The 19843-nt window shown below is 61.6% G+C and carries 16 protein-coding genes and 1 pseudogene; 10 read left to right on the top strand and 7 right to left on the bottom strand.

The genetic code is table 11. The features are described 5' to 3' along the window. Positions 1–111 precede the first annotated feature (111 nt). The 8 genes from rplI (at position 112) to ACNQFG_RS08715 (ending at position 9063) form a co-directional block, all read left to right on the top strand. Positions 112–567 carry a 50S ribosomal protein L9 gene (gene rplI, locus ACNQFG_RS08680; RefSeq protein WP_005939994.1) on the top strand — a complete coding sequence of 152 codons (456 nt, stop codon included), beginning with the start codon at positions 112–114 and terminating at the stop codon, positions 565–567. A 71-nt stretch (positions 568–638) separates the two neighbouring features. Continuing rightward, positions 639–2039, top strand: a complete 1401-nt coding sequence (gene dnaB / locus ACNQFG_RS08685) for a replicative DNA helicase (protein WP_005939997.1) — start codon at positions 639–641, stop codon at positions 2037–2039. Next, complete coding sequence (gene tilS, locus ACNQFG_RS08690) at positions 2039–3493, top strand: tRNA lysidine(34) synthetase TilS (RefSeq protein WP_423404589.1); 1455 nt, start codon at positions 2039–2041, stop codon at positions 3491–3493. The genes dnaB and tilS overlap by 1 nt, the downstream gene beginning before the upstream one ends. Then, a complete protein-coding gene (hpt, locus tag ACNQFG_RS08695) occupies positions 3490–4038 on the top strand; it encodes a hypoxanthine phosphoribosyltransferase (RefSeq protein ID WP_423404590.1) in 549 nt (182 codons plus the stop codon). The genes tilS and hpt overlap by 4 nt, the downstream gene beginning before the upstream one ends. Before the next feature lie 91 nt (positions 4039–4129). Next, complete coding sequence (gene ftsH, locus ACNQFG_RS08700; RefSeq protein WP_423406572.1) at positions 4130–6202, top strand: ATP-dependent zinc metalloprotease FtsH; 2073 nt, start codon at positions 4130–4132, stop codon at positions 6200–6202. A 21-nt stretch (positions 6203–6223) separates the two neighbouring features. Beyond that, entirely contained in the window at positions 6224–7348 is a 1125-nt protein-coding gene (locus ACNQFG_RS08705; RefSeq protein WP_423404591.1) for a hypothetical protein, read from the top strand. A 60-nt stretch (positions 7349–7408) separates the two neighbouring features. Further along, entirely contained in the window at positions 7409–8221 is an 813-nt protein-coding gene (locus tag ACNQFG_RS08710; RefSeq protein WP_423404592.1) for a hypothetical protein, read from the top strand. Beyond that, complete coding sequence (locus tag ACNQFG_RS08715) at positions 8218–9063, top strand: HAD family hydrolase (RefSeq protein WP_423404593.1); 846 nt, start codon at positions 8218–8220, stop codon at positions 9061–9063. Before ACNQFG_RS08710 ends, ACNQFG_RS08715 begins: the two co-directional genes overlap by 4 nt. On the opposite strand, the gene ACNQFG_RS08720 is transcribed toward ACNQFG_RS08715, so the two are convergent. The 4 genes and pseudogenes from ACNQFG_RS08720 to pyk form a co-directional block, all read right to left on the bottom strand. Further along, a complete protein-coding gene (locus tag ACNQFG_RS08720; RefSeq protein ID WP_423404594.1) occupies positions 9056–10063 on the bottom strand; it encodes a glycosyltransferase family 2 protein in 1008 nt (335 codons plus the stop codon). The genes ACNQFG_RS08715 and ACNQFG_RS08720 overlap by 8 nt on opposite strands. After that, positions 10064–10918 (bottom strand): glycosyltransferase, encoded by an 855-nt coding sequence (locus ACNQFG_RS08725; RefSeq protein WP_423404595.1) that lies wholly within the window; start codon positions 10916–10918, stop codon positions 10064–10066. 340 nt (positions 10919–11258) lie between these two features. Further along, positions 11259–11711, bottom strand: a complete 453-nt coding sequence (locus ACNQFG_RS08730; RefSeq protein WP_423404596.1) for an S-ribosylhomocysteine lyase — start codon at positions 11709–11711, stop codon at positions 11259–11261. Positions 11712–11723: 12 nt separating this feature from the next. After that, positions 11724–13479, bottom strand: a pseudogene (gene pyk, locus ACNQFG_RS08735) (pyruvate kinase). A 323-nt stretch (positions 13480–13802) separates the two neighbouring features. On the opposite strand from pyk, the gene ACNQFG_RS08740 reads away from it, so the two are divergent. Continuing rightward, positions 13803–14981, top strand: coding sequence for a phosphopentomutase (locus ACNQFG_RS08740; protein WP_423404597.1), 1179 nt, complete (start codon positions 13803–13805; stop codon positions 14979–14981). Between the two features lie 152 nt (positions 14982–15133). Continuing rightward, the gene (locus ACNQFG_RS08745; protein ID WP_423404598.1) at positions 15134–15622 is read left to right on the top strand and encodes a hypothetical protein; all 489 of its coding nucleotides are present in this window, start codon (positions 15134–15136) and stop codon (positions 15620–15622) included. Positions 15623–15689: 67 nt separating this feature from the next. Here the strand turns inward: ACNQFG_RS08745 and ACNQFG_RS08750 are convergent, their stop codons facing one another. The 3 genes from ACNQFG_RS08750 to ACNQFG_RS08760 are packed head-to-tail and all read right to left on the bottom strand — an operon-like array spanning position 15690 to position 19695. Beyond that, positions 15690–17381 carry an LCP family protein gene (locus ACNQFG_RS08750; protein WP_423404599.1) on the bottom strand — a complete coding sequence of 564 codons (1692 nt, stop codon included), beginning with the start codon at positions 17379–17381 and terminating at the stop codon, positions 15690–15692. A gap of 25 nt (positions 17382–17406) precedes the next feature. Then, positions 17407–17763 carry a NusG domain II-containing protein gene (locus tag ACNQFG_RS08755; RefSeq protein WP_423404600.1) on the bottom strand — a complete coding sequence of 119 codons (357 nt, stop codon included), beginning with the start codon at positions 17761–17763 and terminating at the stop codon, positions 17407–17409. 3 nt (positions 17764–17766) lie between these two features. After that, entirely contained in the window at positions 17767–19695 is a 1929-nt protein-coding gene (locus ACNQFG_RS08760) for an NAD(+) synthase (RefSeq protein WP_423404601.1), read from the bottom strand. Positions 19696–19843: the final 148 nt, after the last annotated feature.

The raw sequence follows: 19843 nt of genomic DNA on the forward strand, positions 1-19843 counted from the left end.
AGCACCCGGCGATGCGGCCTGATATCAAGTTGACGGAAGCGGTCAATTGCTGTATACTAGAACTTACAAGAACGGCACCGGTTTTTCCGGTGAGAAGTGAGGGATAACATCATGAAAGTGATTCTCAAGCAGGATATCAAGGGCATTGGAAAGAAGGACGAGATCCACGAGGTCTCCGACGGCTACGCCCGCAACTATCTGTTCCCGCGCAAGCTGGCCGCTGTGGCAGATGCCAGCGCTGTGAACGTTGCCCGCAGCAAGGAAGCTGCTGCCGATTTCCACGAGGCTGAGACCGTAGCTGCTGCCAAGGATCTGGCCGCAAAGATCGAGGGCAAGACCGTGACCATCAAGGCCAAGGGCGGTGCATCCGGCCGTCTGCACGGCAAAGTCACCGGCAAGGAAGTTGCCGATGCTTTGGCTCAGCTGGCAGGCGCACCCATCGATAAGAAGAAGATCGAGCTGGAGACCAAGGACATCAAGGATGCCGGTGTGTTCAACGGCAAGGTCCGTCTGCACGTTGGTGTGGTCGCTTCTTTCAAGATCATGGTGGAAGTGGAACAGGCCTAATTCCAAAATGCCTGTCAGCGCCCCCTCAGTGCAGGGGGCGCTTTTTGGGTTTCTGAGAGGAAAACGATACCATGCCGAACGAACGACATTATTCCAATGAACTGAATCTGGAAAGCGTGGGCATCAACCTGCCCTACAACATGCAGGCAGAGCAGAGCGTGCTGGGTGCGGTGCTGCTCAAACCGGAAACGCTCACCGACTTGGTGGAGATCATCCGGCCGGAGATGTTCTACACCCGGCAGAACGCGCAGATCTACTCCGAAATGCTGCGCCTGTTCACCGCCGACCAGACCATCGACTTTGTAACGTTGCTGGACGCTGTTATCTCGGACGGCGTGTTCCCCAGTGCCGACGAAGCAAAGGTGTACCTGACCGGCCTTGCCGAGACGGTGCCCAGCATCTCCAATGTGAAGGCCTATGCCCAGATCGTGCAGGAAAAGTATCTGGTGCGCCAGCTGATGGGGGTGGCAAAGGACATCCTGCAGGATGCCGGAGATGAGCCGGATGCAGACCTGCTGCTGGAAAACGCGGAGCAGCGCATTTATGAGATCCGCTCCGGCCGCGATTCCAGCGCACTGACACCGCTTTCCTCCAGCATGGTGGAGACCCTGACCAACCTGCAGAAGATCAGCGGCCCGGATGCGGACAAATACAAGGGCATCCCCACAGGTTTCCGCCTGCTGGATACGGTGCTCACCGGTCTTGGCCGCGGCGACCTCATCATCCTTGCGGCCCGCCCCGGTATGGGCAAGACCAGCTTTGCGCTGAACATCGCCACCCGCGTGGCCATGCAGCAGAAGGTGCCGGTGGCCATTTTCAGCTTGGAAATGACCAAGGAACAGCTTACGAACCGCATCCTTTCTGCCGAGGCCGGCATCGACAGCCAGGCCTTCCGCACCGGTGCCCTGCGCGCCGAGGACTGGGAATATCTGGCCCTTGCCACCGAAAAGCTGCACGATGCACCCATCTATATGGACGACACCTCCGGCATCACCATCACCGAAATGAAGGCGAAGATCCGCCGGGTGAATCAGGATCCCACCCGCCCGAATGTGGGCCTCATCGTCATCGACTATCTGCAGCTGATGACCACCGGCCAGCGCAGCGAGAACCGCGTGCAGGAGATCAGCTCCATCACCCGAAACCTCAAGATCATGGCAAAGGAAATGAATGTGCCCATCATCGCACTTTCTCAGCTGTCCCGTGCGGTGGAAAAGCAGGGCAACAATTCCAGCCACCGGCCCCAGCTTTCCGACCTGCGCGATTCTGGTTCCATCGAGCAGGATGCCGACTGCGTTCTGTTCCTGTACCGCGATTCCTACTATGCCAGCCAGAACCCGGACGGCGCTGAGGTGGATGCCGATACGGCAGAGTGCATCGTGGCGAAGAACCGTCACGGCGAGACCAGCACGGTGCCGCTGGGCTGGGATGGCGCCCACACCCGCTTTATGGATGTGGACTTTAAACGCTGATGAACGAGATCGTGGAAAAAGTGCGCGCCTTCGCGCAGGAAAACGAGCTGTTCGCGCCGGGGCAGCGGCTGTGCGCCGCCGTTTCGGGCGGGGCCGACAGCATGGCGCTGCTCCGGCTGCTGCTGCGGGTCCAGCCAGTGTTCGGCTACGAGCTGACGGCCTGCCATGTGAACCACGGCCTGCGCGGCGAGACCGCCGACCGGGACGAAGCTTTTGTGCGGGCGGAATGCGCCCGGCTGGGTGTGCCGCTGCGGGTGTTCCACCCGGCTGACGTGGGCGCTGCCGTTCCGGCGCATCCGGGGGAGGACTGGGCGCGGAAGCTCCGCTATGCCTGCTTCGATGCTCTGCGGGCCGGTGGGATAGATGCGGTCGCCACCGCCCATACTGCTACTGACCAGACCGAGACGCTGCTGTTCCGGCTGGCGCGGGGGGCCGGTCTCCACGGCGCAGCGGGCATCCGGCCCAGCCGCCCTGGTTTCTGCCGCCCGCTGCTCTGCCTGACCCGCGCGGAGACCGAGCAGGTCTGCACGGCATGCGGCCAGCGCTGGGTGACGGACGAGACGAACGCCTCCGATGCCTACGCCCGCAACCGGCTGCGCCACGCGGCGCTCCCGGCCCTGCGCTCGGTGAACGAGGCAGCGGAGGAGAATTTCGCCCGCTTCTGCGAAAAGGCCGCCCGCGCGGATGCCTACTTTGCACAGCGGGCGGAAGAGCTGCTGGAAGACGCGGAAGTCCTGCTGCCGCCCGCCCTCCCGGCAGGGGCGCGGTATGCGCTGCAGAGCGGCCGGCCCGTCTGGGGGCTGGAAGGGCTGCAGGAGGCCGACCCGCTGATCCTGGAAGCTGCCCTGCACAGTCTGGTGGCCCCGGTGCGGGACGCGGAGGAAAAATACATCCGCCTGCTCAGCACTCTGGTGGAGCAGGGGAGTGGGGCCGTCCAGCTGACCGGAAGCGTCCGCTTCTGTGCGGGCGGCGGGGTGCTCTGGGTGGAGAAAATGCCCACCGCGGCAGCCCCGGACGACCCGGCGGCTGCGGTGCTCCCGCTGCCGTTTGACCCGGCAGGACCGCTGGAAATTGCCCTTCCGGGGGGCTGGATGCTCGCAGCCCGGCAGATTCCGGGCGGTTTTCAAGAAAAAACACAGGGTGTTCATAAAAAAGACTTAAAAAATCAGGCGGATTATGCTAGAATAATAATGTTATATTCTGCGCTCACGCTGCGCTGCCGCCAGCCGGGGGATACGTTCCGCCCGGCGGGACGCGGCATCCGCAAAGAGCTGCGCAAGTGGATGAACGAAACGGGCATCCCGCCCGAAGAACGAGACCGTCTGCCGCTGCTGGCGGCGGGCAGCGAAGTACTGTGGGTCTGCGGTGCGGGCTTTGCCGACGGGCTGGCTCCCACGGCGGACAGTGAAAACGTCTTGCAGATGGAAGCGCAAAAAATGGAGGAACAACAATGAGTATGCACGACGATATCGAGAAAGTCCTGGTCAGCGAAGAACAGCTGAAGGCCAAGGTCGCGGAACTGGGTGCCCAGATCAGCAAGGATTACGAGGGCAAGAACCTTGTTCTGGTGTCCATCCTCAAGGGCTCGGTGGTGTTTATGGCCGACCTGATGCGTGCGGTGAGCATTCCCTGCAGCATCGATTTTATGGTGGTGTCCAGCTACGGCGGCAGCAACACTGTTACCAGCGGCCTTGTAAAGATCATCAAGGATCTGGACGGTGATCTGTCCGGCAAGGATGTGCTGATCGTGGAGGATATTCTGGATACCGGCGTCACCCTCTCGAATCTGGTGCCCATGCTCAAGATGCGCAACCCCAACTCGGTAAAGATCTGCACCATTCTGGACAAGCCCAGCCGCCGCAAGGCCGATATCCAGCCTGACTACGAGGGCTTCCAGGTGCCGGACGAGTTCGTGGTGGGCTACGGTCTGGACTACGATGAAAAATACCGCAACCTGCCTTATGTGGGTGTGCTCAAGCCCGCTGTCTACGAAAAATAAGTAAGAATAGAACTGGAGTTGATCCCTTTTGCAACCGAAACGACCTCGCTTTAACCCCCTGATCCTTGCTCTGGCGCTGGCAGCGGTGCTGATGGTTTGGTCGGTGCTGGGCACCAGCGGCGGCAGCACGAGCGGCTCGACCATGAGCTACTCCACCGTGGTGCATTACTTTGAGCACAATCAGGTCACGGACTTCACGCTGGACCGGAACACCAGCATCATCACCCTGACGCTGAAGGAGGGCGACCTGGCCCTGCCGGACACCGCGTCCGCAGCCGGCACCACGCAGGCTACCGGCGGCCTGCTCAGCGGGATGTTCTCCACCTCCTCGGCGGCTTCCGTCGGCGCGGTGAAGAACGACGACGGCACTGTGACTGTGCGCTACAAGCTGCCCTATGCCTACGTTTTCATTGAGAATGTGGACAAATATATTGCTTCCTACGATGCGGCGAACCCCGACGCACCGATGACCTACGACTATACCACCCTCAAGGAGACCATCCCATGGATGGAGATCCTGTTCTATCTGGCAATGCTGGGCTGCACCGGCTTCCTGCTGTTCTCCATGATGCGCGGCGGTGCTGGCGGCGGCGGGATCATGAACGTTGGCAAAGCCAAGGTGAAGGACGAGCACGAGAACCAAAAGACAGCCACCTTTGCCGATGTTGCCGGTGAGGACGAGGAAAAGGAAGAGCTGAAAGAGGTCGTGGAGTTCCTGAAAAGCCCGGAGAAGTTCAACACTTTGGGTGCCCGCATCCCCCACGGCGTGCTGCTGGTAGGCCCTCCGGGCACCGGCAAGACCCTGCTGGCCCGCGCCTGCGCAGGCGAGGCCGGTGTGCCCTTCTATTCCATTTCCGGCTCTGACTTTGTGGAAATGTACGTCGGCGTGGGTGCATCCCGCGTGCGTGACCTGTTCGATAAGGCCAAGAAGTCCATGCCCTGCATCATCTTCATTGACGAGATCGATGCTGTGGGCCGTCAGCGCGGTGCCGGTCTGGGCGGCGGCCACGATGAACGCGAGCAGACCCTGAATCAGCTGCTGGTGGAAATGGACGGCTTTGAGGCCAACGACGGCATCATCGTCATGGCGGCCACCAACCGTGCCGACATTCTGGATAAGGCCCTGCTGCGTCCGGGCCGTTTTGACCGTCAGGTCTATGTGGGCCTGCCGGATGTCAAGGGCCGTGAAGAGATCCTCAAGGTCCACACCAAAAAGAAGCCGCTGGCCCCGGATGTCTCTCTCAGGGTCATTGCACAGCGCACCGCAGGCTTTGCGGGCGCAGACCTTGAGAACCTTGTCAACGAAGCGGCTCTGCTGGCTGCACGCCGCAACCGCAAGGCCATTACCATGGAGGATATCGAGGAAGCTTCCATGAAGGTGATGGCTGGCCCGGAGAAGAAGAGCCGCGTTGTGACCCCGGAGGAAAAGAAGCTGACTGCTTACCACGAGGCAGGCCACGCTGTGGCGGGCTTCTACTGCAAGCATCACCCCCGTGTGCACGAGATCACCATTATCCCGCGTGGTCAGGCTGGCGGCTACACCATGTACCTGCCCGAGAAAGACCGCAGTTACGTGACAAAGGGCGAAATGTTCGAGGATATCGTTTCCAGTCTGGGCGGCCGCGTGGCCGAACAGCTGATCCTGGAGGATATCTCCACCGGTGCTTCCAATGATCTGCAGCAGGCCACCAACATTGCCCGCCAGATGATTACCAAGTACGGCTTCTCGGAGCGGCTTGGCCCTGTGGTGTACGGTACCTCGCAGGAGGAGACCTTCCTGGGCCGCGATCTGGGTCAGGGCAAGGGCTACAGCGAGACCACCGCTGCCGAGATCGACGGCGAGATGCGGGATATCATCGATGAAGCCTACGAGACCTGCCGCCGCACCCTGACCGAGCACATCGATCAGCTGCACGCGCTGGCACAGGCCCTGATGGAACGCGAGAAGCTCAACGAGCAGGAGTTCAACACCATTATGGCGGGCGGCAAGCTGTCCCCGCGTGACGGGGACGAACCCAAGGCGGAGGCAGCGGCTCCGGTCGAGACGGCCCCGGTGGAGCCTGCTGAGTCGGCCGAACCGGCAGAACCTGCCGAGAATGCCGAGAATGCCCAGCTCGGCGAAGCATTCATCCCGGAGCAGGATGCTCCGACGAGCGAAGAATAAACCACGAAGGGAGCGAGTGTCGTGGAGGAAAATTTTAACCCGGTCGCACGGACCCGCGCAAACTATTACACCCCCGGCAGCCCGGTGCAGTTCGTCTGCGTGGAGCTGCTCAAGGGTGATGTCAGCGGGGAGCACGCGGTCTGCCTGACCTTCAAGAATATTTCCAAGGTGACCCTGACCGCGCTGGAGATCCACTTCAAGTGCAAGGGCGTGGACGGCGTGATCCTGTGCGAGGACCGGTTCGAGTACCGTGACTTGGAAGTAAAGCCCGGCGAACTGTTTGGCATGGACGATGCGGTGTTCGTTACCGCAAAGGCCATCACCAGCGTGGATGTTTCGCTGTGCAACGTGTACAACGGCAAGCGGGTGGTGCATCTGGACGGCATCAAGCGCGTGCGCCTGCCTGCCCCGCGCCGCCTGAGCCCGGAGCTGCAAAAGGCGCTGGAAGCCCGGATGAACCGTCAGGGCCTCAAGTATATGCCCCAGGTCTTCGAGAACGGTTGGTACTGCGCCTGCGGTGCCTTCCACCCGAAGGAGGAGGATACCGTGTACTGCTCGGAGTGCGGCTGCGACCGCATCCTGCTGCAGAACGCGCTGAACACCCTGCTGCAGCCGGAAAAGAAGGAGCCTGTGCCCGCCGCCGAGCCGGTGCGGCCTGTGCAGACGGAGCCGGATGAGCGCACCCGCGTTGTGGGCGCTGCCCCGGTCCCGCCGGAAGAGCCGACCCGCATCGTGGGCAGTGTGCCGCCCCGGACAGAACCGGATGCGGAGGCCACCCGCGTGATGCCGCCGCGCACGACCCTGCGGCCTTCGGCTGAGGAAATGGACAGGCCTGCTTCCTTTGCGCCGCCGCTGGAGACCGCGCCGGATGCAGAGAGCACCCGTGTGCTGGATGCTTCCACCCGTGCGGCATTTCCCGGCAAAACCAGCCCGGCCCATGCGGACGACGAGGGGACCCGCGTCATCCCGGCCAGAGGGCGGGAGAACGTTCGCCCGGCCGAGCCGGAGGACGCCGAAGAGGAAGAGCAGACCGAAGCCCACGACGGCGTGGCCGAAGCGCTGATCCGCTGGGTGCCACCGCTCACGGCCATCATCTGCGCCGGCATCGCGCTGTGGGGCTTTGTGTACTATCAGTTCATGATGTAAAAAACGAACGGAGGAGGCCCAACGCTTCCTCCGTTTTTGGTTTTCTCAAGGGAGGATACTATGCCAGACGAAACACTGCAAGTGGCATTTGAAATCAAAACGGCCTGCGATGAGATCAGCCGCCGCCTGCTGCGCTGGCACTGGGAGCAAAAGCCCGGTGCCCACAGCCTGAACGCCCTGCTGGAACACATCGCCCAGCGCCAGCAGGAGAGCCCGGAGTATTACGAGCGGATGCCCGACCTTTCGGGCAAGACGAGCTGGAGCCAGCTGGATACCACCATTTGTATGCGGGTTCTGCTGGACCCGGAAAAGGATGCCGCCAAACCGCTGGACCTGCTGGGCAATACCAGCAATCCGGGTGCGGCCCGCCGCGCCTGCAATGCTGTGCGCACCGCCCGCAACGAAGCCGCCCACGCATCGGACCGCACCGCCGGGACTCAGGCGGCCATCCTCTTCAACGAAGCCGTGGAGGCGCTGGAAGAGGGCTATGCGGGCACAGCCCTGCGCACCAGTGAGCTGGAGCAGTATTATCGGCAGGCGGAGGCATTTCTGGACCGCTGCGGGGCAAGAAAGCCCGTCGCCAGGGCATCGCAGCCGGAGGGACAGGAGACGCGCAGCACCGGAAAAGTCCGGAACGCCAGCCAGCGGAACGGGTCGGGTTCGGGCACTGCGGCCAACCGCAGACCGCGTTCCGGCAGCGCGGGCCGCACTTCGGGCAGCCGGAACGGCACGGCCCGCAAAAACACGACGAATCGCAAACAGGGGGGCGGCAGACGCAGCCGGACGCCCCGCACGAATTACGCGGTGCTGGGCCTGCTGCTGGCTATGCTGGTGCTGGGCCTGATCTTCCGCTGGATGGGGATGGGAAAATGAAACAAAAACTGATCTTTCTGGATATCGACGGCACCCTGCTGCCGCCGGGTGAGATGACCGTGCCGGACAGCGCGGTGGAGGCCCTCCGCCGTGCCCGCGCCAACGGGCACAAGCTCTTTCTCTGCACCGGACGGAACCTCCGGATGACCGCACCGCTCTTCCACTACGGGTTCGACGGCTTCGTCTGCTCGGCAGGCGGCTATGTGGGCTGTGAGGGAAAGGTCCTGGTGGACCTCCCCATGGAGCCGGAGCAGGTGCGCGGCCTGCGGGCGGCGCTGCAAGCATGCGGGGCCGAGTGCACACTGGAAGTGCGGGACGATACTTATGGCGGCATCAAAATGATCGAGCGGTTCGCCAACCTCTTCCCCAAAAAGCCGGGTCAGACCAACAGCGAGGCCGAGCGCTGGCGGAAGATGATGGAGTTCGGGATGACCATCCGACCCATCGAGGAATACCACGGCGAGCCGGTCTACAAGATCGTTTTCATTGCGCCCAACGAAGCCTGCCTGACGGAGGTGAAGCGGCAGTACGAAGACCAGTTCGTCTTCTGCGAATCTCGCCTTGGCGACGAGGGCGGCGGCATCGTGAACGGAGAGCTCATCAACCGCAAATTCAACAAGGGCAGCGGCATCCGGGCCATTTGCAATCACCTGGGCTGCACGCTGGCGGATACCATCGGCTTTGGTGACAGCGATAATGACCTGCAGATGACCGATGTTGTCGGCATCAGTGTGTGCATGGCCAATGGCTCCGAAAACCTGAAAAAACTCTGTGACCGCATCTGCCCCGCCGTCACCGACGACGGCATTGCGCGGGAATTTGCGGCGCTGGGGCTTATCTGAGCCGGAATGCCCCATACAAAAAGAGCGCACAATGGTGCTGGATAGCCCAGTGGAGCACCCGCTTGAGCCGGGGCAGCTGGCTCTCATCCAGCTCCCGGAGAACAGCCTGCACAAGAGGATCCCGGCAGATGGCCGCGATGTTCCGCAGGCTGTTTTTGTTGTGTGCGGCCTCCTGCGCGATGCAGCGGCGGACCCGGCCTAAAAAGGCCTTGTCGAGCCGCGGACGGTAGACTTCGGGCGGGAAGCGCAGGGCAAGCTCTGCCGAAACCTTCTCGTAGAACCGCTTTTCCCGCGCAAAGCGGTCGGCCCGGTATACACCGGTGAGGGAGGCAGGGTTCTGGCAGTAATAATAGAGAGGCTCCGGTACGATGGCGACTGCCCCGGCGTGGGCAAGATAGTCCAGATGGAACAGCAGATCTTCGGACAGGTACTCCCGCTCGGAGAGGAACCGGATGTGGTGCGCCCGGAGGATGGGCAGGGAGTAGAGCCCCTTCCAGACCGACATTCCGATCTCCACGTCGTGGGGATGGTGCGGCCGGGAGCCGACCATGCCGAGAAGGAGCTGGTCGATCGCAGCACCGGTGTAGAGGGAACGCGCATAGTCCTCCGGGGCAAGGCGGACGCTGCCGTCGGCGGAGACATCGTAATAGCGGCAGAAGCAGGTGTCGGCCTGTGCCTGGGTGAGCGTGGTCAGAAGCCGTTCCAGCATGTGGGGGTCGGCGTAGTCATCCGGGTCAAGGAAGGCGACAAAATCGCCGACTGCATGGTCCAGCCCGGTGTTGCGGGCTGCACTGAGGCCGCCGTTGGGCTGGTGGACGACCCGAACGCGCGAGTCCTGCCGGGCATAGGCGTCGCAGCGGGCGGCGCAGCCGTCGGTGGCACCATCGTCGATGAGAAGGATATCAAGGTCCCGGTGGGTCTGCCCCAGCAGGGACGTCATGCTGCGGTCCAGATAGGGCAGAACATTGTAGGTCGGGACGATCACGCTGATGCAGGGCATTCAGACCACCTCGCTTTCGGAAACTTGTGCGCCGACTTCTTTGCCGGCATGGTAATAGGTGAACCGGGTGCGGAACGCCTGCTCTGCGTTGGCGCTGAGCCGGGCGGCAAAGGCAGGGTCTGCGGCCAGCCGGTCCATCGCCTCGTGCAGAGCCGCTTCCTCCTTGGGCACCACAAGGCCGGTGACGCCATCGGTGAGATAGTCGTCTGTCAGGCCCTGTGTCTGGGTCACGATGACGGGTACACCGAGATCCATGGCCGTGAGGAAGGTCAGCTGCCCGGAGGCGACCTGGTCGTTTTCAAAGGCGAAGAGAACGGCTCTGGCGTTCCGCATCCGGCGCAGCATGGCCTCGCCGAACAGGTTCTGTTCGACCTGGATGTTGGGTTCCGGGCAGGGGGCGAGGACATCGCAGGCGATGCAGAGCGTTTCCGGGCGGCCCCGGAACGCCCGGATGAGGAAGTCATAGTCGCGGTTGCTGCGGCCGGTGGCAAAATAGTAGCCCTGCGCTTTCAGTGCCGGGTCGTCGTAGGCGGCGGGGTCGTGCGGGATCGAGCCGCAGTGGGCAAAACCGAATCGGGAAAGGGGCAGACCGAAGGTCTCGGCGTAGCGCGGGGCCTCGGCGCGGGTGGTCAGCAGGATGCGGTCCACTGCGTCGGAAGTGACGGCGTACCGCACAAAGCGCTCGAACAGCCTCCCGGCAAAGCCGGACCGCGGCTTGTAGATAAAGGTCATGATGACGAGCCGGAACCGCTTTTTGAGGTGGAACAACCGGCAGAAAAACGCGATGGCGATGCCGTAGAACTGCTGCCAGCAGAGCAGGGTCTTGCCGGAATACCGGGCCGGGTGGGTGACCACATGGAGCGCCACCGTGAAAAACTTGAGGTAGCGGCGCAGACCGTAGGTCGTGTTGTTGGGATAAAGCTCGACTTCCCAGGGGAAGCGGTCGCTTCTTCCAGCCCGCGCACAAAGCCCTCGGCCTCCTCATGGTTACTGTCGATCAGCAAAATGTATTCTGCCATATCCTGAACCTCCGCAATGTGATCTTGTCAGCTCCTCGCAGAATCGGGATCTCCGTGAAAAGAGGAAATTAGACTAAAATCATTATAAAGGATTTGCACATAAAAATCCATCTTTTTATCAAAAAACCGGGAAGCCTCTTTGGTGAGAGACTTCCCGGTCGTTGGTTTGATTGAAATTAGTAGTGCAGCTGGTCAGCGGTCAGTGCTTCCAGCACCGGCAGCATGGCAGCGGCCTCGGCCTTGGCGGCGGGCAGATCCATATCGCGGTAGTTGCCGCACTCCACTTCGCTGGCCCCGGGCACAGCGCCCTCAAAGCCAGCCATGAAGCGGAAGGATTCCACCGTCAGCTCCAGTGCCTCGGCGGGAGTCAGGCCGCGGGTGAGCAGATAGAAGCCGGTGCGGCAGCCCATGGGGCCAACGTAGATCACGTTGTCCTGAAAGGCGCTGTTGCGTGCATAGGTGGCAAACAGATGCTCCAGCGTGTGGGCGGCACCGGTGGACAGGTAATCGCCGTGATTGGGCCTTTTCATGCGGATGTCCCATGTGAGAACATCGCCGTCCTGACGGCTCAGATACATGCCGCGGTCCAGTTTGGTATGGTCCACGCAGAAACTTGAGATCCGTTCCATCTCGTGCACCTCTCAGGCCTGCAGGCGCTGCACGCTGCCGTGAGCGCAGTCTACAGCGATCATCAGACCGTCGCGGATGTGGCTGGTAGCACCGGCGGCACCCACAACGGTAGGCTTGAGCAGGGCCTTGCCGGCAATGGCGGCATGGCTGTTCAGGCCCGGCTCTTCCACCACCAGAGCGGCGGCATCACGCACGTAACTCAGCATTTCGTTGCTGGTGGAGGGCACCACCAGAACCATGCCGGGCTTGAACTTTGCACGCACCTCTTCCAGCGTGCGGCAGACGCAGGCCTTGCCGGTGGCGCTGGTCACGTCGGCATTCTCGCGGCCAACGCCCACACCGGTAGCCAGACAGTTGCCCACCATGTGGATCTTGATCATGTTGGTGGTGCCGGACACGCCCACAGGCACGCCTGCGGTCACAACGGCCAGCTCGCCGTTGTGCAGGTAGCCGTTCTCCTTGGCCAGAGAGGTGGACATCTCGATCAGCTCATCGGTGCTGTGTGCCAGAGGCATCATCAGCGGGGTGATGCCCCAGCTCAGGGCCAGCTGACGCTGCACCTGCTCCTTCATCACGCAGGCGATGATGGGCTGCTCCGGGCGGTACTTGCTCAGCAGACGGGCGGTGTTGCCGGACTCGGACACGGTGACGATGGCGGCAGCATTCACGTCCTTGGCGGTCAGGCAGGCAGCATGTGCAGTTGCATCGCTCACGCTGATCTTGCCGGTGTTCTCGGCGAGGGGCGCAAAGCGGGAGTGATTCTCCTGCTCGGTGCGCTCAGCAATGGCAGACATGGTCTTGAGGGCCTCCACGGGGTAAGCACCGGGCAGCAGTCTCGCCGGAAAGCATGATGGCAGAGGTGCCGTCGTAGATGGCATTTGCCACGTCAGAGATCTCGGCGCGGGTGGGGCGGGGGTTCACGATCATGCTGTCCAGCATCTGGGTAGCGGTGACGATGGGCTTGCCAAAGGAGAAGGAGCGCTCGATGATATTCTTCTGAATGCCGGGCAGCTCGGTAAAGTCGATCTCAACGCCCAGATCGCCGCGGGCCACCATGACAGCATCGGCTGCAGCCAGAATGCTGTCGATGTTGTTCACGCCCTCACGGTTCTCGATCTTGGCGATGATGCGGATATCGGAATCATACTCGTTGAGCAGGTTGCGGATATCGTACACATCCTGTGCGGTGCGCACGAAGGAAGCAGCGATGAAGTCAAAGCCCTGCTGTGCGCCAAAGATGATATCGTCGCGGTCGCGCTGGCTCATATACGGCATGGACAGATGCACGCCGGGCACATTGACACCCTTCTTGTTCTTGATCTTGCCGTTGTTCAGCACCTTGCACACGATGTCGGTGTCGTTCACGGTGACGATCTGCAGCTTGATCAGGCCGTCGTCCAGCATGATGGTGCCGCCAGGCTGCACGTCCTGCGGCAGGTCCTTATAGGTGATGGAGCAGATCTCCTTGGTGCCTTCCACCTCGCGGGTGGTCAGGGTGAAGGTCTGGCCGGCTTCCAGCATTTCAGTGCCGTTCTTGAAGTCCTTCAGGCGGATCTCGGGGCCTTTGGTGTCCAGCAGGGCGGCGACCGGCTTGCCCAGCTCCTCGCGCAGTGCCTTCAGATTGGCCAGGCGGCCGCCGTGCTCCTCATAGGAGCCGTGGGAAAAATTAAAACGGGCAACATTCATGCCGTTGGCGACCAGCTCGCGCAGGACATCCCCTTTGTCGGTGGAAGGGCCCAGAGTGCAGATGATCTTTGTTTTTCTCATGTTGATTACCTCGAACTTTCTCTATGCTACTCTCTATCTTAACGCAGCAGCCCGATCGGCTGCATTTGGCAGGCTCCGGCATTCGGGGCCTGCCGCGGCGAAAGACGCCAATATGGTCGTTCTCAAAACCATACCATAGTATATTATAAACGCTTGGATACAATAGGGCAAGAGGGAGTTGGCAAAGAATTGGTTAAAATTTCGTAAGGAATGCCTGCATCCGGAAAGCCCTTGCATCCGGGAGCGGAACTGCTTATAATGGAACCAGAAAAAGTCTCACTTTCGGGTGGGACGCTCTGGAAATGAAATGGAGAAAAAACGATATGGAAAAGCGTGTTTTTCTGATCGTCCTCGACAGCTTTGGCATTGGCGCAGAGCCGGATGCCGCCGCCTTTGGCGATGAGGGCACCAACACCCTGGGTGCCATTGCAAAGCACCCGAACTTTCACTGCCCCAATCTGCAGAAGCTCGGCCTGTTTAACATCGACGGTGTGACGGCAGGGGAGAAGACCGCTGCCCCGGCAGGGGCCTTTGCCCGCCTGCAGGAGCAGAGCATGGGCAAGGATACCACCATTGGTCACTGGGAGATCGCCGGTGTGGTAAGCCCCAAACCGCTGCCCACCTTCCCGAACGGCTTCCCGGATGAGCTGATCCACGAGTTTGAGGAAAAGACCGGCCACAAGGTGCTGTGCAACAAGCCTTACTCCGGCACGCAGGTGCTGAAGGATTACGGCGAGCAGGCCATGAAAGAAAATGCCCTTATCGTCTACACCAGTGCCGACAGTGTATTTCAGGTGGCCGCCAACGAAGAGCTGGTGCCGGTGCATGAGCTGTACCGCTACTGCGAGATCGCCCGCGAGATGCTCAAGGGCGAGTACGGCGTGGGCCGCGTGATCGCACGCCCCTTCCTGGGCCACACTGCGGATACCTTCTACCGCACCACCAATCGCCACGACCTGAGCCTCAAGCCGCCCCGCGCTACCATGCTGGATCTGCTGAAAGATGCTGGCAGGGATGTGATCGCTGTGGGTAAGATCTTTGACATCTTCGACGGTGAGGGTGTGACCGAAAAGATCAAGACCACTGGCAACACCAATGGCATCGCCTTCACCAAGGCGCTGCAGACCCGCGACTTTGAGGGCCTTGCCTTTGTGAATCTGGTGGACTTCGATATGCTCTACGGCCACCGCCGCGATGTAGCAGGCTATGCTGCCGCTGCCACCGAGTTTGACAAGTTCGTGGCCGACTTCATCCCCGGAATGCGGGAGGGCGATCTCCTCATGGTCACCGCTGACCATGGCTGCGACCCGTCCTATACCAAGACCACCGACCACACCCGCGAGTATGTGCCGTACCTGATCTGCGGCAAGGGCGTGAAGCCTGGCGTTGACCTTGGCACCCGTCTGTGCTTTGGCACCATCGCCCAGACCATCTGCGAGTACCTCGGTGTAGACGCTTCGACCCTGGACGGCCAGAGCGTATGGGAGAAGATCCGGAAGTAAAAGTCACAGTTTGAAAACAAAAACGCCAAAGGTGCTTGAAGTATGGTTGGGGTTGTGGTAGACTAGGCCCTGTGCCTGTTCGTGAGGGAAGAGCAGAACTGCTCCTGCTTCCGGACAGAAAAAGGATTGGTTCAAACAAAGGAGATCATACAATGAAACTGAATCGTGCAATGGGTCTGGCACTGGCCGCTGCTGTTCTGGCTTTTGCTGTGACCGGCTGCTCCAGCACCGCATCTTCCACCGCTTCCTCCACCGCTTCCTCTGCTGCTTCCAGTGAGGCTGCCTCTTCTGTGGCTACTTCGGAGGCCGCATCCGGCGAGGCTGCCGCCGCCAGCGTGGTCAGCACCGAGTCCCTCGAAGTGAACGGCAAGACCTACGATGCCGACTGCTACGGCGAGTTCACCCTCTCCAACGGCGACACCATGAAGCTGTGGAAGCTGAACGGCGCATACGACGACCTGAGCGCCCTGCCCATGAAGGGCATGGTTGAGGAGTTCCCCATCGAGGCTGAGGAGAACACCGTGTATGTGGCAGACGTGACCGCAAACGGCGAGACCACCCGCCAGTATCTGCGCGCCGACAAGGCTGGCCGCAACGGCACCGCCTCCGTCAAGACCTTCGAGCTGGAGTCCGCTGAATAATTCGCTCCAACATGAAACAAGAAAAAGTCCCGACCGGTCTGGTCGGGACTTTTTTTGTAACTGGGTCTTATTCTGCGGAGCTGCTGGAACCGAACAGGGCATCCAGAACGGTGGACGCCGCCTGATGGAGCGAGGAGGCGGCCTGCTCGACCTGCTCCTGTGTGGGCAGGGAGATGGACGGTGCTTCGGTGGAGCTGCTGCTCTCGGCAGGGGGCTCCTCGGCGGGCACTTCGGTGGAGGCCGACGGTTCGTTGCCGGCCGGGGTTTCGGCAGGGGTCTCAGCCGGAGCCTCTGCGGGCTGCTCGCTGCTGGCAGGGGTCTCTTCCGGGACGCTCTCCGCAGGCTCATCCAGGACGACGCTGTCCGCCGGGGTCTCCGGCACGGAAACGGCGGCGTTGGGGTCTGCCGTCGGCGTGTGGACTTCGGTCTTCTCCGGAGTCTGCTGGGTGTCGCTGACCGTGCCCTCACCGCCCAGCACGGAGGCAATCAGCTCCTTGGCCTGCGCCACCGAGCTTTCGTCCGGTTTCATGACGTAGAGCTTCTGTCCCTTGGCAGAGTAGCACTGGGAGCTCTTGCCGCTGGAACCGGTGACGGAGTAGCTCTGGATATCCCAGTTGGCGAGGTCGCTCAGCTGCATCCGGACCAGCGCGGAGATCTGCTCCTGCGACAGGCTGGTGACGAAGCAGTCCGACACGGCGTCCATCATCTTGGAAAAGCCCATCAGCAGGGCAGGGGACTTGATCTTGTTCAGCATGGCATCGATCACCTTCATCTGGTTGATGCCGCGCTGGATATCGCCGGATGCAAAGGCGTGACGCTCACGGGCAAAGGCCAGAGCGGCCTTGCCGTCCAGATGGTTCCAGCCCTCCACAAAGGTGGTGGGGTCATAGTAGCCGGGGCTGCCCACCGAGGTGAACGCCTGATCGGAGTAGACATCCACGCCGCCCAGCGCATCGATGATGCTGATGAAGCCCGCAAAGTTGATGCGGATGTAATGGTCCACATTGACGCCGTACAGATTGCCCAGTGTGGCCATGCTGGTTTCCACGCCGTACAGACCGGCGTGAGTCAGTTTATCCTTGCTGTCAGTGCCGGCAAGGTCTACGTAGTAGTCGCGCGGGGTGTTGATCAGGGCCACCCTCTTGGTGACAGGGTTCACGGCAGCAAGGATATTCACGTCGCTGCGGGCATTTTCGGTCAGCTCGCCGCGGGTGTCCACGCCGCTGAGGTAGATCACAAACGGCTCCTTGGTGATCTTGTTGGCCTCGGCACCGGTGAGCAGGCCAGAGGTCATGCTGCCCAGGGCAGAAAGGCCCTGCTGGGCCCAGAAGCAGCCGAGGGCCAGCGCCGCGCACAGGAAGACCGAGAAGACGCGGGAGACTCTGCCGGGGGTCCTGTACTCCTGACAGCGCTTTACCAGCAGCCACAAAAGCGCCAGCAGCGCTGCAATGATGACGAGGTAGAGCGCGGGGAGCATCCGGGTGCGGCAGAGCTGCACGAAGGCGGCCACGCTGAGAACGGCCTGCAAGACCAGCAGGAACGACCCGAATTTCGAGCCGGAGCCTTTCTTTTTGCCAGGCTTTTGGGGCGGCCGGGCCGGGGAGCTGTTCTGCCGGGGCGGCTTTTTGGAGGGCGGCGGCGTCACCGGCTGGGCAGTCTCCGGCGCAAAAAATGCGGAGCTGTCCACCTCAACGGTGCGGTCCGGGTCCTTCCGTGCGCCCCGGTGGATGTGCCGGGTGGTGTCTTTTTCATCGAACATGGGAACTCTCCTTTTGACTGTGCCCTCAGGACAGCGGCGCGATGGTCAGCACGGCGCGAGCGGGCAGGCAGGTGGCGGTCTGATCTTCGTTGGAAAGCCAGCCAAAGCCTTCACAGATGTGATCCGGGCAGGGCGAATCCACGAACCGGGCTGCACCGTCCTTGATCTGAATGTGGACGGTATAGTAACCGGTGTCCACATCATAGGTGGCGTCGTTGTCCAGAGAAAACTTCTGCACCGTGTTGGCGTCGCCGTAAATGAGCTCGGCCTCCAGAGTGCTGCCGGTGGCGTGTGCGGCCCGCAGGGCGAACAGAACGCCCGCAATGGCCAGCACGGCCAGAACAAAGATCAGGTTGACGAAAAGCTTGGAATGTTGGTTCATGGGTCATCCTTTGTGCGGAAACAGTTGTTCGAGTTCGGCCAGCCAGAGCGCTGCCGCCGCATCGCTGGGCATCCGCCAGTCGCCGCGGGGCGAAAGGGTCACGCTGCCCACCTTGGGGCCGTCGGGCAGGCAGCTGCGCTTGAACTGTTGGGCAAAGAACCGCCAGTAGAAGTTGCGCAGCCACTTGTACAGCACGCTGTCCGGGTACTCCGGCCGGCCTGCGAATGCAGTCTTTGCCAGCCGGAAGATCTTGGCCGGGCCAAAGCCGAAGCGCAGCACCTGATACAGGTAGAAATCGTGCAGCTCGTAGGGTCCCACAAGGTCCTCGGTCTTCTGCGCGATCTCGCCGTCCTTGGCAGGCAGCAGCTCCGGGGAGACGGGCGTATCCAGAATATCCAGCAGCACCGTGCGCAGAGCATCGGTGGCGGCAATGTCGGCTTCGTAGCGCACAAGGTGGCGCACCAGCGTTTTGGGCACACCGGCGTTCACACCGTACATGCTCATGTGGTCGCCGTTGTAGGTGGCCCAGCCCAGCGCCAGCTCCGAAAGGTCGCCGGTGCCCACTACAAGGCCTCCGGTGCGGTTGGCGGTGTCCATCAGCTCCAGCGTGCGCACGCGGGCCTGACCGTTTTCAAAGGTGACATCCAGCACGCTCTCGTCCTGACCGATGTCCGCAAAATGGCTGTGCACGGTGTTGGCGATATCGATCTCTTTAAAGGAGACCTGCAGCTCATCGCACAGGATCTCTGCATTGCTGCGGGTGCGCTTCGTGGTGCCAAAGCAGGGCATGGTCACAGCCAGCACATCCCGGGCGGGGCGGCCCAGCTGCTTCATGGCACGCACGGCCACCAGCAGCGCAAGACAGCTGTCCAAGCCGCCGGAAATGCCGATAACGGCGGTCTTTGCGTGGGCGTGTTCCAGCCGCTTTGCAAGGCCGTCGGCCTGCATTTTCAGAATCAGCTCACAGCGCTCGGCGCGGCGCTTGGGGTCGCCGGGCACAAAGGGCGCGGGATCGATCCAGCGGGTCAGCGTGGTCTCTGCCGGTTCCAGATCGAACTCCACGGTCTGGTAGCCCTCGCCGCTCAGCTCAAAACTGGTGTTGCGGGCACGCTCGGCTTCCATGCGCTGGCAGTCGATCTCGGTCTCAGCACAGCCGCCGTCAAAGGGGGCGTTCTCAGAGAGGATGGTGCCGTTCTCGGCGATCAGGTCGTGGCCGGCGAACACCATGTCCTGCGTGCTCTCACCGTGCCCGGCGGAAGCATACAGGTAGCCGCACAGCAGGCGGGCAGACTGGTTGGACACCAGCGCCCGGCGGTACTCGGCCTTGCCGACGGTCTCATCGCTGGCGGAAAGATTTGCGATCACGGTCGCACCGGCCAGCGCGTGGAAGGTGGAGGGCGGCAGGGCGCTCCACAGATCCTCGCAGATCTCCACACCCAGCACAAAGCTGGGCATCTGGCGGCAGCGGAACAGCAGGGAGGTGCCAAAGGGCACCTGCTGACCACACACCTCCACCAGCTCCACCTCGGTGCTGCCCGAGGTGAACTGGCGCTTCTCGTAGAACTCGCCGTAGTTGGGCAAATAGGTCTTGGGCACAAGACCCAGAATGCGGCCATGGCATAGCACGGCGGCGCAGTTGTACAGCTTGCCGTGCACCAGCAGCGGCAGGCCCACCAGCGTGACAACGTCCAGTGCTTTTGTTTCATCAAGCAGGGTGCTCAGGGCATCCAGTGCACCGGTCTGCAGCGTGCGCTGCAGAAACAGGTCGCCGCAGGTATAGCCGGTCAGGCAGAACTCGGGGAACACGGCCAGCTTTACGCCGCGGGCTGCAGCTTTGTGCAAAGCATCCGTGATCTGCCGGACATTATAGGCGCAGTCGGCCACCCGCAGTGCGGGAGAAAGGGCGGCTGCTTTCAAAAAACCATCTTTCATCGGAGGATTTCACATCCTGTCTTTCTTAGTTGACTGCAATTTCCTGCAGTGCACATAGTATACCACAAACAGACCCAAACGGGAAGTAAAAGAACAATGACAAAAACAAAACAGCCGCGCTCTCTCCATCTCGCACTGCCCGACGGAG

Origin of the sequence: Faecalibacterium prausnitzii (assembly GCF_049532945.1) — a bacterium.
GTDB classification, from domain to species: Bacteria; Bacillota; Clostridia; order Oscillospirales; family Ruminococcaceae; genus Faecalibacterium; species Faecalibacterium prausnitzii_N.